Here is a 15,125-nt window from a genome sequence, read left to right as displayed (position 1 = left end):
TTCTGAGCTTTCTGAAAGAAGGTTCAGAAAATTTCCTTTTTTAAGGTCTGTTAATAATAGGCGGAAAGAACCTTCTTATTTATATTCAAGCCACAAGGGATGAAATATAGGGAAGGTTTTTATTGATTTTTGAAGATACTACTTACAATAAAAACAAAAGGAATGGATAGAACGCAAAATGACATTGATTACGTCGTAAAACAGGCAGATACTGGATTTCAGTTTCTTCAGAAAACTGATGTCACTGAAAGAGCGGAATTAATGTATGCTATTGCCGCTGAGATTGAGGGATTGGGCGAAATATTGATTGAAACAGCTCATCTGGAAACGGCACTTCCTTTGGGAAGACTGCAAGGGGAAAAGGCGAGAACCGTCAATCAATGGCGTCTGTATGCCGATGCCGTCCGCACAGGTTTATACAGTGAAGCTCGGATAGATCGGGATCCAAATGGCCAATTTGATTTAAGGAAATATAACAAAGGACTCGGTCCAGTTGTCGTCTTTGGCGCTAGTAATTTCCCTTTCGCCTTTTCGACTGCTGGCGGAGATACAGCAAGTGCCATTGGTGCAGGCTGTTCGGTTATTGTAAAAGCTCATCCTGCTCATCTTAAAACCTCGCAATTAATGGCTGACGCTATTGATCGTGCGGTTTCAATGTATGGTGCTTCAAATGGTGTTTTTAGTCATGTGGTGTCAGATTCTTTTGATACGGGGCAGCAGTTGGTCCGCCATAGCTGTGTGAAGGCGGTCGCATTTACAGGCTCCTTTCATGGCGGGAAAGCCTTGTTTGATCTCGGACAGTCAAGGCCCGATCCTATTCCGGTATTTGCTGAAATGGGAAGCGTAAATCCGGTCTTTCTTTTACCTGATTACCTTGCTAACAATTTTGAAGCATTTGCAAAGCAGTATATTTCCTCACTACTTTTGGGTGTTGGTCAGTTTTGTACTAATCCAGGTGTTTTGGTAAGTGTCGGAGGCGAACAGCTGGATTATCTTAAAGCGGAGTTGAAAAAAGAACTTCAAGCTGCCACCACTGGCAAAATGCTGCACGCAGGAATTTTGGAAAGCTACAACCGTTTAAAAGAGCAAATGATTCAATACGATGCTGTCCGTATATTGGAAGAGGGACAGAATAATGAAGCGCAAGATTTTGCTCAGCCGCTACTTGTGGAAACGGAGGCAAGCCAAGTTTTGGCTAATCCTAAGTTATTGGAAGAGGTCTTTGGACCTTTTGGACTAATTATATCTTGTGCGGATCTCAACGAAATGAAACAGGTAATGGAGCAGCTCGAAGGACAGATTACCATCACTTTTGCGGCATCGACGCATGATATTCGCGAATGTCAGAATCTTTTTGCCTTGGCACAGGATAGATGCGGAAGGCTTTTGTTTCAGGGTATGCCAACAGGCGTAGAAGTTCAATATGCCATGCAGCACGGTGGCCCTTTTCCGGCAACCACAGATGCGCGTTTCACTTCTGTAGGACCCGATGCGGTAAAGCGTTTCCTCCGACCTTTTAGCTTTCAGAATTGGCCAAATGAATTTTTACCGAAAGAATTGCAAGATGGAAATCCATTACAAATTGACCGTTTGGTCAATCAGCGATGGACGAAAGCATAATTTAAACAAATGAGCATATCAACAACAAGGAATCAGAAATGAAGAAAACTTTTTTTTGTATTGATTCGCATACCTGTGGTTGTCCCGTGCGATTGGTAGCCGGGGGAGCCCCGTTATTAGCGGGAAATTCCATGATGGAGCGCAGATTACATTTTATACGTGACTACGATTGGATTCGTATGGGATTGATGTTTGAGCCAAGAGGGCACGACATGATGAGCGGAAGTATGCTTTATCCCCCCTTTGATCCGCAAAATGATATCGGTGTCCTTTACATTGAGACCAGTGGCTGTCTGCCAATGTGTGGACATGGAACGATAGGCACCGTGACCATTGCCATTGAGGAGGGGCTCGTTCAACCTAAGGTTCCCGGAAAATTGAGGTTGGAAACTCCGGCCGGACTTGTACATATTGACTATGAGCAAGAGGGACCTAAGGTGAAAAGCGTGAAGCTTACCAACGTCAAGTCCTTTTTATATGCTGAAGGGCTAACGGTCGATTGCCCCGATCTAGGTAACATCAGCGTTGATGTTGCTTATGGTGGAAACTTCTACGGCATTATCGATCCGCAGGCTAATTTTGATGATATTAGCTCCTATTCTGCGAGCCAACTGATTCATTATGGTAAGATAATCCGCCTGTTGCTAAACGAAAAATATTCTTTTGTTCATCCCGAAGATGCCAATATACATGGATTGACCCACATCCAATGGACAGGCAATCCAAAGCTTTCTAATTCATCTGGACGCAACGCCGTATTGGTTGGAGATAATGCCCTGGATCGTTCACCATGTGGTACTGGTACATCAGCCCGTATGGCGCAGTGGTATGCAAAGGGAAAACTCAAAAAAGGAACCGAATTTATACATGAAAGCTATATAGGTTCGCAATTTACCGGTAAAATCGAAGCGGAGACAACCGTGGATGGTCGGCCGGCCATTGTCCCATCGATCGAAGGCTGGGCACGCATAACGGGTTATAATACCATTTTTTTGGATGATGAAGATCCTTATTTTGGCGGTTTTCAGGTGATTTAATATAGTTGAGGTGATTTAGAAATTAATAAGACAATAGCAACGTGAAAGAAAACAATAGAGGTACAGTTGTCGTAATTGGCGCTGGAATTGCAGGACTTGCTTCGGCCTATTACCTGATGAGAGACGGATGGGATGTGAAAATCCTGGAAAAAAATACCTTGGATGATAACTGTTCTTATGGCAATGCCGGCATGATTGTCCCCAGTCATTTTACGCCTTTGGCTGCCCCCGGTATTGTAGCGCAAGGGATAAAGTGGATGTTTAATAGTAAAAGCCCTTTTTATGTACGGCCTTCGCTAAATCCACGGTTGGTAAATTGGGGACTAAAGTTTTTAAAACATGCTAATCGCTCACACGTAGAACAGCATGCGACAGCAATACGTGATTTGAATCTCTACAGTAGCAGATTATATGATGAATTAGCGCAGGAAGAAGGGTTTGATTTTGAATTGAAACAGAACGGTATCCTGATGATGTATAAATCCAAGGAAATGCAACATGAAGAGATTGAACTGGCCCATCGTGCCCAGGATCTTGGACTGGATGTCGATATTCTGGAAGGGAACGCTGTTCAGGATTTAGAACCAAATCTGAAGCTGGATGTTTTAGGTGCTATACTTTATCGATGTGATGGAAAACTATATCCTTCCAAGTTAATGCAGCAATTGATTCACTACCTGAAAGCCGCTGGCGTAGCTTTTTTTGAAAAAACTGAAGTCCATAAATTTATTACGTCCGGAAATAAGGTTAAAGAGGCAATCAGTGATAAGGGAAGTTTTCAAGCAGATGCTTTTGTCTTGACTGGTGGCGCTTATTTGCCACAACTGTCTTCAAAATTGCACGTAAATACACCGCTTATGCCAGGAAAAGGATACTCGTTTATGTATCAGCCCGAGAAAGAGAACACATTGAATCATGCAGCATTATTACTGGAGGCTCGTGTTGCCGTAACGCCTATGAACGACCAGATTAGATTCAGTGGCACAATGGAGTTGGGACCTGCAAATGACCGTATTTATGAAAACCGTGTCCGTGGAATTGTAGAATCCATTCCTAAATACTATCCAGAGTTGAAGGTCGATTACCCAAGCGAAAAAATATGGTACGGTTACAGACCCTGCTCGCCTGATGGATTGCCCTATCTGGGAAGATTGAAAAAATTTGATAATGTCGTAATTGCCGGCGGGGGCGGTATGATGGGCTTAAGCTTGGGCCCTGCCTACGGGAAAGTTGCTGCAGATTTATTGGCAGGAAAGAAAATAGACGCTGAAATCGCTGGTTTTAGGCCTGATCGTTTTGACTGATAAAATTAGGATATAAACCAACACCCAAATTATGAATCGTTCTTTTTCTTTTAAAGCTCCCAAAACATTGTTTTATGGGCTGCTCTTTCTATTCCCCATCTCCATGCATGCACAGAAGATGAAATTATACGACCATACAACCCCTATAGAACCTTTTATTGTGCAATACAAGCATGATGTTGAGGCGATAAATTATTTTTATGGCCCTATGCCCAAAGGCTGGGGCAATCAACAGGCTGCCGCTTCGCCCGAACAGTTGGCACGTCTCCAACGTTTGGATAACGAATATTTGAACAAACTGGACAAGTTTCCCTATGAACAACTTGAAACATCTGGGCAGGTGGATTTTATCTTACTGAAGCGCAAACTAAAAAGTGATCTCCTTTCATTGGAAGAAGATGAGTCGAATTACAAGCGGTTAGCCATGTATTTACCTTTTGCACAGCGAATATTTACACTTGAAAAGGAACGTCGTCGAGGAAAACGTTTGGCGGGAGAAGATGTCGCGAAAGAACTGACGCTCGTTGTGGGAGAAATAGATCAATCAATAGCAGCTTTGCAGGGAAAGACCAAAATTCCTGATGCCGATGTGAACTTTCTAACCGCCTTATTAAATTCGTTGGATTTAAGGATCACGAGCACCTTCGATTTTTACAATGGTTACGACCCCGAATTTACGTGGTGGGTACCCGCTATATTTCAACAGGTGAAAAACAAGTTGTCAGACTACAAGGAAAAATTAGGCGCAAAAAGCGACCGGAAAGTGTTTGATGATGGTAGCCAGATTGCGGGTGTGCCAATTGGCGAAAAGGATATAAACCGAAGGCTCAAAGCTGAAATGATCAGTTATACCGCTACTGACCTTTTACAATTGGCTGATCAAGAGTTTAAATGGTGTGAAGCAGAGTTATTGAAAGCAAGCCGTGAAATGGGCTTTGGGGATGACTGGCGGGCAGCGCAGGAAAAGGTTAAAAACTCCTATGTACCCATTGGCGAACAGCCCGAGCTCATTGTGAAATTGTATAATGATGCACAGCAATTTATCGAACAAAATAAACTCATGGATATTCCCGAGCTGGCAGACGAGACCTGGGGTATGATCATGATGACACCTGAACGGCAGCGGGTCAACCCCTTTTTTACAGGCGGGCGGGAAATTAGCATATCCTATCCGACAAATACCATGGATCAGCAGGCAAAATTGATGAGCATGCGCGGCAATAATCCTTATTTTTCCCGCGGTACAGTTCAGCATGAGTTAATTCCCGGTCATCATCTGCAATATTTTATGAATAGGCGCTACAAACCTTATCGCGAAGAGGCATTTAACACGCCATTCTGGACGGAGGGATGGACATTGTACTGGGAGTTGCTGCTGTATAGCAAGGGGTTTGCAAAAACGCCAGAGGAGCGAATCGGAATGTTATTTTGGCGTATGCACCGCTGTGCGCGAATAACCTTTAGTATCAAATTTCATTTAGGGGAGTGGACGCCGAAACAATGCATCGATTATCTGGTAAACCGCGTGGGATTTGAGTCGGCTAATGCGCACGGTGAAGTGAAGAGATCTTTTGAAGGTTCGTACGATCCCTTATACCAGTTGGCTTATCTGGTCGGCGGATTACAACTGATGCGGATCAAAGAGGAAGTGGTTGATCAGGGTAAAATGTCATTTGCTGATTTTCATGATCGTGTGATCAAAGAAAATTACCTGCCCATGGAAATGCTAAGAGCGATTATCAGAGGCGAGCAATTAAAACCAGACCATGAGACAAATTGGAAGTTTTATCATTTTAATAACTAGGTTTTTATGAGTGAGTCTAAACAAACTTTTCAAAAGTCGCTCGGGTTACTGGATGCCACTATGCTGGTCGTTGGGAGTATGATCGGTTCGGGGATTTTTATTGTATCTGCCGATATTGCACGTAACACAGGTTCCGCGGGCTGGATGATGGTGGTATGGTTGATATGCGGTTTTATGACATTGACTGCAGCCTTGAGTTATGGCGAATTAAGTGCGATGTTTCCAAAGGCAGGAGGGCAGTACATCTATCTTCGGGAGGCCTATGGACCCGTATTGAGCTTTGTATTTGGATGGACATTTTTTGCCGTTATACAAACAGCGACAATCGCCGCTGTGGGCGTTGCTTTTGCAAAATTTACAGCCTATCTCTTCCCTTTTATGGATGAAGATGTTTATTTGCTTGAATGGTCTGATTATCGGGTATCAGCAGCGCAGCTATTGGCGATTGCCATCATCGTTGTGCTGACCTATATTAATTCAAGGGGCGTGAATAGCGGAAAGCGTGTACAAACCTCCATCACATTAATCAAGATCGGGAGTCTGTTGCTCTTACTGCTCTTTGGCTTCCTCGCATTGAAACATGAAGTTTGGTCTTGGAACTGGGACAATATATCACTTTGGTCGATGCGCCGCTTAAATACGGATGGAACGTACACATCTTATGATGGATTTTCAGCAATGGGGGCTTTTTCTGCGGCTATGGTCGGTGCCCTTTTCAGTAGCGATTCGTGGCACTCCTCTTCCGCAGTAGCTGGTGAAATTAAGAATCCACAGCGTAATATTGGTTTGAGTTTAGCATTAGGTACATTACTCGTTACCGTAATTTATCTCCTGACTAATCTGATGTACATCGGCATATTGCCCTTAGAAGAAATGGTCAATGCGCCAAAAGATCGTGTAGCCATGAGTGTAGCCCAACAGGTTTTTGGTCCTTTTGGGATCACGATTATAGCCATTATGATCATGATTAGTACCTTCGGTTGCAATAATGGAATTATTCTGGCCGGTGCGAGGGTGTATTATTCCATGGCTAAAGATGGTTTGTTTTTTAAAAGGGCAGGCAAGCTGAATGCACATGCGGTACCCGCCTGGGCCCTCTGGATACAATGTCTTGCTGCATCAATATGGTGTTTAAGTGGTAAATATGGTGATCTGTTGGATATGATTACCTGTGTGGTCGTGATCTTTTATGTCCTTGCAATTGCAGGTATTATTCGCCTCCGTATCACGCGTCCAGATTTGAACAGACCCTATAAAGCATTTGGCTATCCTTTTCTTCCCATTCTTTATATTCTGATGGGGCTAGCCTTTATCGGCCTAATGGTAATTTTCAAGCCAAATTATACCTGGCCGGGTATTATAATCGCATTATTGGGTATTCCTATCTATTATTTAATCAATCCTAAACGAAGAAAGCATGAAATTTCTTAGTACAGCGGTTTTGTTGTTGTCTGCACAGTTTCTGTTTGGTCAAGGAACTTTGGCAGACTATACACGTGCACAAAACTTAAAAAAGCAATTGACCAACAAAATTGACAATCTGCCGGGCCAGTTTTATTGGAGTGAAAAGGGTGACCTGTTTTGGTATGATCGAAATACGGTGCAGGGGAAAGAGTATATGCTGGTCAATCCCCAGGCAAAAACAAAAGAACAGCTGTTTGATCTGACGAAGGTATTTTCGTTCGTGGAAGAAAAACTAGGACGAAAAGTCGAAAGCCGTTTTATTTCCAATGACCAGATAAAACTGATGGATCAGGATCAAGTGTCGCTCGATATCGCGGGCTATTTATGGATCTGGAACCGTCGTTCGTCGCAATTGAGCCAAGGGGCGGCAAGTGGAAGTAGAGATCGAAATACGCGGTATTGGGGGCAGCGTGAACAGGGAAATGCCTACAGGGAAGTCGAATCTCCAGACAAAGTGCATGTCGCATTTATTCGCAATAACAATGTATTCCTGGCAAAAAAGGGAAGTGTAAACGAGGCGCGACAAATTACGTTTGATGGCAATCCGGCAAATTATTATAGCAATGATATTCAATGGGCGCCAGATAGCCGTAAGCTCGCTACAGTAAAAACTCAAAAAATAGAGATCAGACAACTGACGCTAATCGAATCATCCCCAAAAGATCAACTGCAGCCAAAGATTCAGACACGCGATTACGTTAAGCCCGGAGATGAGCTCGCACAGAAACTACCCATCTTATATGATCTTGAAAAAGACCGGCTGTCCGTGTTTGATGCAGCGCTCATACCGAATCAATTTTACCTTTCGGATCTAGCTTGGCGCGATGATAGCAGAGCATTTACCTTCGAGTATAACAAACGGGGGCATCAAGTTTATGGCCTTATGCAGATGGATGCAAACAGCGGTACATCCAGTTATTTGATCCGTGAACAGAATAAGACATTTATTGATTATAGCGGCAAGAAATTTAGAGAAGATATATCCGACGGCAAGGAAATTGTGTGGGCTTCTGAGCGTGACGGATGGAACCACCTGTATCTTTATGATGGATCTACTGGAAAAGTGAAAAATCAAATCACAAAGGGAAATTGGGTGGTTCGGAAAGTTGTGCATGTTGACGCTGATAAACGAACAGTTATTTTTGAAGGCAGCGGTATGAATGCCGGAGAAGATCCTTATTTGATCCACTATTATACCATCGGTTTGGATGGAAAGGGCTTAAAACTGCTGACCGAAGAAAATGCAAATCATCAAGCTTTTTTCAATAAAGACTATTCGCAGTTTGTGGATACGTATTCCCGGGTCGATCAGCCGCCAATTTCAGTATTGCGTGACAAAAATGGCGGTATTATCATGGAGTTGGAGAAAACAAACAGTAGTCTGCTCGAAACTACAGGGTGGCGTGCACCGGAAGTTTTTAAAGCCAAGGGACGTGATGGCGAAACGGATATCTGGGGGATTATTATTCGGCCGACGAATTTTGATCCCGCTAAAAGCTACCCTGTCATCGAATACATTTATGCGGGACCCCATAGTTCTTTTGTGCCCAAATCATTCTACAGCAACCCGAGTGGGATGTATGAATTGGCGGAATTGGGCTTTATCGTGGTGCAGATCGATGGAATGGGGACGTCAAATCGTTCAAAGGCTTTTCATGATATCTGTTGGAAAAATCTGAAAGATGCGGGCTTTCCCGATCGGATCGCCTGGATGCGGGCCGCTTCGAAACAATACAAATACATGGATATAGGTAGAGTAGGGATCTATGGAACGTCGGCTGGCGGTCAAAGCTCGACGGGCGCGCTGTTATTCCATCCGGAGTTTTACAAAGTTGGTGTTTCTTCCTGCGGTTGTCACGATAACCGAATGGATAAAATATGGTGGAACGAGCAATGGATGGGCTGGCCTGTAGGACCTGAATATGCAGCGAGCTCCAATATTGAAAATGCCGCTAAACTGGAAGGAAATCTTTTATTGATTGTAGGTGAATTGGATGATAATGTGGATCCTTCATCGACTTTCCAATTGGTTGATGCCTTGATCAAAGCGCGTAAGAATCATGATTTTATTATGGTTCCTGGGATGGGGCATTCTTCTGGGGGAGATTATGGTGAACGAAAAAGAAGGGACTATTTTGTAAAACATCTTCTTGGCGTAGATCCGCCTGTATGGAGTCAGTATTGATCGTTAGTAGGCTAATGATCCTATAATAAATGATCCTGTAATGTGGGTTTATTGCCTATTTTTTCTGAAAGTACCTGATCTTATTGGGCAGAAGGAACCTTCAGTTTGCTTTCATTGCTTTTGGTGTTTGCGAAGTCATGAAGGGGCCAATTGGGAATACTTATGAAGCGATAAGAGTGGCTCAGAAATATAGCGCCCCGGAAAGTAAATTGCTTTTGGGGCGCTGTGTTTATTTCATGTTGGTAACATTGTCGCCGTCTCTATTCGACCAATACGCCGACATAATAGTTAAACGTATCAATATCGATATTCTCTTTCGTTAAACCGGCCACTTTAATCGGTCTAAAACGTTGGTCCAACTGGATAAGTTCTCTTTTTTGACCTTTTACGCCAATATGTATGGGCATATGGAAGCCTTTGACTTCGCTGATCCAGCGACCCAAGACTCTCCCTGAAGGATCTTGTTTGATTTCCAGTGTAGGAATGGCGGTATGCTGTACATACTGTTCAAATACTTTTAACAGGTCTAATCCAGACTGCTGGCTTACATAGTTGACAATATCATGATAATCGACTTGCTGATGATAAAACTTACTGTTTAATCCCCTTAGGATATTCCGCCACTTTTCATCATTGTCAATCATCGTACGGATCATGTTGAGCATGACGCCACCTTTGGGATACATATCCCCAGAACCTTCTTTATTGACATGGTAGGGACCCTGGATAGGGTTATCATTTTGGATTCCACTTCGGATACCATGGGCATAAGCCTGACTGGCTTCTTTGCCATAGAAATAGTCGATAAATAAGCCTTCGGAATAATTGGTGAAGCTTTCGTGAATCCACATGTCGGCTAGATCAGCTGAGGTAATATTGTTGCCAAACCATTCGTGACCAGATTCGTGGACGACAATAAAGTCCCATTTATTTCCCCAGCCGGTTTCTGAAGCATCTCTGCCACGATAGCCATTCTGATAATGGTTTCCGTAGGCGACGGCACTTTGATGTTCCATGCCAGTATGGTAGGTTTCAACAAGTTTATAGCCATCTTCATAGAATGGATACGGACCAAACCAATGTTCAAAAGCCTCCAGGGTCTGGTTGGCATTTTTTTGAAGATGGGATTTCTTTTCTTCAGTATCGTTTTCGCGCAAAATATAGTAGTCTATATCCAATGGCCCTTTTTCACCTTTGTATTTTTCCTTAAAATGAACGTAGTCGCCGATGTTGATGGCGACATTATAGTTGTTGATTGGATTGGCAACTTTCCAGTGGTATTTGGTGTAACCGTCCTTCATCTTTTCGACTTTGACCAAACGTCCATTGGATACATTCATTACCTCTTTGGGGACAGCGATGGAAATCAGCATACTATCCACTTCATCGGATTGATGGTCTTTGTTTGGCCACCAAACGCTCGCACCCATCCCCTGACAGGCTGTGGCTACCCAAGGTTTGCCGTTACTGTCTTTCTTCCAGTCAAAGCCGCCGTCCCAGGGAGCCTTAACCGCTTCTGTAGGATGACCCTCGTAATAGACCGTAAATTCTTCCTGCATTCCTTTCTTGATAGCTGTTGGAAATTCGACAAAGACAGCATTGTGTTCTCGGGTAAAGGAAATTTCTTTTCCCTTATATACGACTTTGTCTACTTTGAGATTTGCAAAAAGATCAAATTGCAGGCGATTAAAATCAGTCGTGGCCTTGAAGCGGAAAAGATTTGATCCCGAAATAAACTTATTGTCTATATCTACCTTCACATCCAAATGATAATATTGGATATCGTAGCAGGTTCGCAGCGGTGACAGGTATCCGCGCAGTGAATCCGCTCTGGTGAATTCATTTTTTTCTTTCATCAGCTGCGCCGCTGATTGCTGTATACCTGCGGTCAATAGACCGCAGGTTCCCAATGCATATACTAGTATTCTTTTCATCTGTAAATAATAGCTATTCAGTCTATCTTCCCCCTGGAGGGCAATGCAATTTTAGATAGTTTGTAAATAATGTTTTTAAATGCTCATGTGTACCTTGTCCCTCGCTGATCGAATGGCTGCGGTTCGGGTAAGACATCAACTGGAACTGCACGTTATTTTTGATCAGTTCATTGATCAGCACTTCTGCATTTTGATAGTGCACATTGTCGTCTCCAGTTCCATGGATGTAGAGTAGGTTGCCTTTGATATTTTTTGCATATTTCAGTGGCGAGCCGTTTTCAAAATCTGCCAGGTTTTCTTGTGGGAGCCCCATGTAGCGTTCCTGATATACATTGTCGTAAAGTAACTGATTGGCTACCGCGGCAATGGCAATACCGGTTTTATAGATCTGAGGATATTGCCCAAGCAGATTAAGCGTGCTTGATCCGCCACCGCTCCAGCCCCAAACGGCCACGCGTGAATTGTCGACAAACGGCCATTTTAGTATTTCTTGCGTTGCTAGAGCCTGGTCGCGAATATTGAGCTGCCCGATATTGCGGTAGATGCTTTTTCGCCACAAGCTGCCTTTAGGAGCAGGCGTTCCGCGATTATCCAAAGAAATATAAATGTAGCCATCCTGTGCCATATTTCCTTTATAAAGACTGTTATAACCTGCACCAAAATTGTCCAATACAGTTTGTGATGCTGGTTCGCCGTAGACCATAAAGACGACGGGATACTTTTTGTTCGGATCGAAATCCAAGGGTTTTACCATCCATCCGTCTAACTCAATACCGTCGGTTGTTTTAACTTTAAAAAACTCGGCAATACCATCACTGACTTTCTTTTGACGTTTAAAATCAAAATCTACGAGTATTTTGTGAGTCGGCAATTCAATAACGGCATTGTGCTGTAATGTTGCCCGGTTGCTAAAGTTGAAGATGGCAATTTTACCGTTTTTTGATATATCATAATCGCAGGTCCCTTCGAATGAGGCCGGTGTCAGTCTTTTTGGAACGCCGCCCTTAGTAGACACACTATATAGGTATTTTTGTGTCGCATTGCTTGGAGAGGCCGTAAAATAAATCATTTCATTTTTAGGATCGAAAAAGTCAAGATTGATCATATCATAATCCGCTTTCATCACCAGCTTCTCGTTCCCCGATAAATCAATCTGATAGATTTTGCGCCAGCCGTCTTTTTCAGATACCCAGATGAAGGCCTTGCCACCTTGAACCCAGTCCCATCCGGAAGGATCGTTGTTGTTCCACCGAGCTTTGATATCAATCCACGAGTCACTTTGCTCCTGATGTATATTTTGCGCTTTATTGTCGGAGAGAGCGACGATATAGATTTTACTCTCATTTTGTTTTCTGTTGAGCTGCTCTAGGATGACCTGTTTGCCATCAAAACACCATTCCATGCGAGGGATATAATGCTGGTTGGGATCTCCCGGGATATTCAGCATGGTATTTTTTCCAGTGGCGATTTCATAGGTCCATATCGAACAGGCGCTCGGTGACTGTCCGACTTTAGGATATTCCACGGGAATGGTGTACGAATAGAGGCTGTCCGTATTGTTGATCATCAGAAAATTACGGATGTTGCGGGCATCAAGCTTCCAATAAGCAATAGAAGTACCGTCGGGAGACCAGCGGAAACCATCTTTGCAGCCAAATTCTTCCTCGTATACCCAGTCGAAAGTACCGTTGATGAGACGGTCCGTTCCATCTTTCGTAACAGCAACGATGCGGCCATTGGCAAGATCTTCCACGTAAACGTTATGATCGGCTTTATTGACGTAAGCTACTTTATCTGCTTGTGGGTTAAATTTCGCAAACATCAGTTGCGAAGCCGGGAATTGTTTGCCTAGCTGCTGTAATTGACTGGACTTTTTATTATAGACCCAATAATCACCTCTTGTATTCTCGCGCCAGACTCTCTTGCTATTGGTATACAGTAAAATAAGTTCCTTGTTTTTGGAAATCGAAAAATTCTCAACTTTTAGCGCTGTCGTTATTCCTTTTGGAATAAGCGATTGCTGTGAAAGAAAGATGGATCTCATCCCATTTTTAGGGTTGACCATTTCTATTCCCTTCTCAGAAAATTCATAATACTGATCACCCTGATCTGTCCAGAGTCGCTGCGCAAAAATGGAAGCTGGAACCTGAAAAATCAGTATTAAAATAATAAAAATCGACTGTTTAATGCTGTTCATTTGTTTATCTATTTGAGCGTTGTCCCCAAAGTGATCTAAGTTCACTCTTCGGATTCATTGCTATGTTCGTTATCTGTTTTTTAATTAATTGGATTGTCTTTAAGCTGATATATTTCGTGTATTTCACGTTCAAGATATTTCCCTAGACGGCGATATCCATCTTTTTCAATAAGATAATTGTCTTCGATACGAACCCCTCCGAAATCGAGGTGCTTTTTTAAGAAATCATAATTGATAAAGTCTTTGTTTAAATTTTGCTGTTCCCAAAGCTGCGTTAACTCAGGGATAATATAGATTCCAGGCTCAACGGTTAGCACATTGCCAGCTTCTAGCTCTTTGCCTAGTCGGAGTGATTTGATACCGAAAGTCTTCGTATCCTTTGGTTCGGCTTCTGTGTATCCGACATATTGTTCACCAAGATCCTCCATATCATGCACATCAAGACCAAGCATATGGCCGAGTCCACATTGAAAGAAAAGTGCATGCGCGTGGTTCATGACCGCATCTTGCGCATTGCCTTTCATGAATCCGGTTTGTATCAGTCCATCTACAAGCGCTTCACAGGCTTTTAAATGTATTTCTTTAAAACGTATTCCGGAAGTCAGCAGCTGTTCAGCAGATTTAAAAGCATGTAAAACAATCTGATAAATTTCTTCTTGTAATGCTGTAAATCGTTTTCCTACAGGAAAGGTTCTGGTTAGATCTGAAGCATATCCCATATCGGTTTCGACGCCCGAATCATTAAGGAGAATATTACCTTCATCAAGTTGGTGAAATTGCATATGGTTATGCAGGATTTCGCCCCGTTTTGTAACTATCGGAGGATAGGAAAATGGGGCTCCTTGATCTTGTGCAAAATGTTGCATAGCATTGCTGATCTGATATTCATAACAACCAGGTTTTGTCATTCGCATAGCTATGCGATGCATATCGACAGCGATATCTACCGCCTTCTCTAGTTCAGCAATCTCTTCTTCCGATTTGATGCTACGTTGAGCAACCACGGCTTTAATTAAAGCGACCGAAGGTTCTAACTGACTGACAGATCGGCCAGTTATTTGTTGAAGTAATAATTTGTTGTGCGACTGATAAGGAGGAAGGTAGTGAACCGGTTCTTTTGGATTCTTACCGAGGTAGTCGAAGAGCTGATTGAATGGGAGGACCGTACCAATACCCGAAAGTTCTGCCTTTTCCGCTAGAGTTTGCTGCTGGCCCATCCACACAATATCGTCGATCGTCATTTCGTCCCCAAATAGGATAGTCTCATTTTTTTCGATATCCAATACAGCAGCCAAACCTGGACTTTTTATTCCAATGTAATACAAAAAGCTGCTGTCCTGACGAAAAGGATAGGTGTTGTGCTCAAAATTAATCGGGTTTTCAATGTTGCCTAACAAAAGAATTTTGCCAGAACTGACCGATGATAACATTTTATTTCGGCGATGAAGATATATTTCTTTTTTGAACATAAATTTTGGAAATTTTTAGAACGTAATGCTTTTTATTCTGTTGAAGCCATAGATTTTTGATATACTTTGATTTGCAATTGGCTTGCCCCCTTAGATGTACATTGTCTAACA

Annotated in this window: 9 protein-coding genes; 6 read left to right on the top strand and 3 right to left on the bottom strand. The window is 42.9% G+C overall.

The window, feature by feature from the left end; translation table 11 throughout:
* Positions 1-162 precede the first annotated feature (162 nt).
* Genes QE382_RS16975 through QE382_RS16950 form a run of 6 tightly spaced genes read left to right on the top strand, consistent with a single transcriptional unit; the run spans position 163 to position 9,414 of the window.
* Positions 163-1,620: an aldehyde dehydrogenase (NADP(+)) gene (locus tag QE382_RS16975; protein ID WP_307186958.1), complete on the top strand. Its 1,458-nt coding sequence runs from the start codon at positions 163-165 to the stop codon at positions 1,618-1,620.
* A gap of 38 nt (positions 1,621-1,658) precedes the next feature.
* Positions 1,659-2,657, top strand: coding sequence for a 4-hydroxyproline epimerase (locus QE382_RS16970; protein WP_307186957.1), 999 nt, complete (start codon positions 1,659-1,661; stop codon positions 2,655-2,657).
* 41 nt (positions 2,658-2,698) lie between these two features.
* Entirely contained in the window at positions 2,699-3,961 is a 1,263-nt protein-coding gene (locus QE382_RS16965) for an NAD(P)/FAD-dependent oxidoreductase (RefSeq protein WP_307186955.1), read from the top strand.
* 31 nt (positions 3,962-3,992) lie between these two features.
* Positions 3,993-5,765, top strand: a complete 1,773-nt coding sequence (locus tag QE382_RS16960) for a DUF885 family protein (RefSeq protein ID WP_307186954.1) — start codon at positions 3,993-3,995, stop codon at positions 5,763-5,765.
* Positions 5,766-5,771: 6 nt separating this feature from the next.
* Positions 5,772-7,196, top strand: coding sequence for an APC family permease (locus QE382_RS16955; protein ID WP_307186953.1), 1,425 nt, complete (start codon positions 5,772-5,774; stop codon positions 7,194-7,196).
* Positions 7,183-9,414 carry a S9 family peptidase gene (locus QE382_RS16950; RefSeq protein WP_307186952.1) on the top strand — a complete coding sequence of 744 codons (2,232 nt, stop codon included), beginning with the start codon at positions 7,183-7,185 and terminating at the stop codon, positions 9,412-9,414. The genes QE382_RS16955 and QE382_RS16950 overlap by 14 nt, the downstream gene beginning before the upstream one ends.
* Before the next feature lie 260 nt (positions 9,415-9,674).
* On the opposite strand, the gene QE382_RS16945 is transcribed toward QE382_RS16950, so the two are convergent.
* The 3 genes from QE382_RS16945 to QE382_RS16935 form a co-directional block, all read right to left on the bottom strand.
* Positions 9,675-11,348, bottom strand: coding sequence for a M1 family metallopeptidase (locus QE382_RS16945; RefSeq protein ID WP_307186951.1), 1,674 nt, complete (start codon positions 11,346-11,348; stop codon positions 9,675-9,677).
* A 22-nt stretch (positions 11,349-11,370) separates the two neighbouring features.
* Positions 11,371-13,545 carry a S9 family peptidase gene (locus QE382_RS16940; protein WP_307186950.1) on the bottom strand — a complete coding sequence of 725 codons (2,175 nt, stop codon included), beginning with the start codon at positions 13,543-13,545 and terminating at the stop codon, positions 11,371-11,373.
* 80 nt (positions 13,546-13,625) lie between these two features.
* Positions 13,626-15,014, bottom strand: a complete 1,389-nt coding sequence (locus QE382_RS16935; protein WP_307186949.1) for an aminopeptidase P family protein — start codon at positions 15,012-15,014, stop codon at positions 13,626-13,628.
* Positions 15,015-15,125: the final 111 nt, after the last annotated feature.

It is taken from the genome of Sphingobacterium zeae (assembly GCF_030818895.1).
Classification (GTDB): Bacteria; Bacteroidota; Bacteroidia; order Sphingobacteriales; family Sphingobacteriaceae; genus Sphingobacterium; species Sphingobacterium zeae.
The sequence above is the reverse complement of the archived record's forward strand: the minus strand, read 5'-3'. Positions and strand labels throughout refer to the sequence as shown.

What these genes read in the sequence shown, in the direction of transcription:
- QE382_RS16975 (WP_307186958.1), top strand. Translation starts at nt 163, where the DNA reads ATGGATAGAACGCAAAATGACATTGATTACGTCGTAAAACAGGCAGAT.
- QE382_RS16955 (WP_307186953.1), top strand. Translation starts at nt 5,772, where the DNA reads ATGAGTGAGTCTAAACAAACTTTTCAAAAGTCGCTCGGGTTACTGGAT.
- QE382_RS16950 (WP_307186952.1), top strand. Translation starts at nt 7,183, where the DNA reads ATGAAATTTCTTAGTACAGCGGTTTTGTTGTTGTCTGCACAGTTTCTG.
- QE382_RS16970 (WP_307186957.1), top strand. Translation starts at nt 1,659, where the DNA reads ATGAAGAAAACTTTTTTTTGTATTGATTCGCATACCTGTGGTTGTCCC.
- QE382_RS16940 (WP_307186950.1), bottom strand. Translation starts at nt 13,545, where the DNA reads ATGAACAGCATTAAACAGTCGATTTTTATTATTTTAATACTGATTTTT.
- QE382_RS16945 (WP_307186951.1), bottom strand. Translation starts at nt 11,348, where the DNA reads ATGAAAAGAATACTAGTATATGCATTGGGAACCTGCGGTCTATTGACC.
- QE382_RS16935 (WP_307186949.1), bottom strand. Translation starts at nt 15,014, where the DNA reads ATGTTCAAAAAAGAAATATATCTTCATCGCCGAAATAAAATGTTATCA.
- QE382_RS16960 (WP_307186954.1), top strand. Translation starts at nt 3,993, where the DNA reads ATGAATCGTTCTTTTTCTTTTAAAGCTCCCAAAACATTGTTTTATGGG.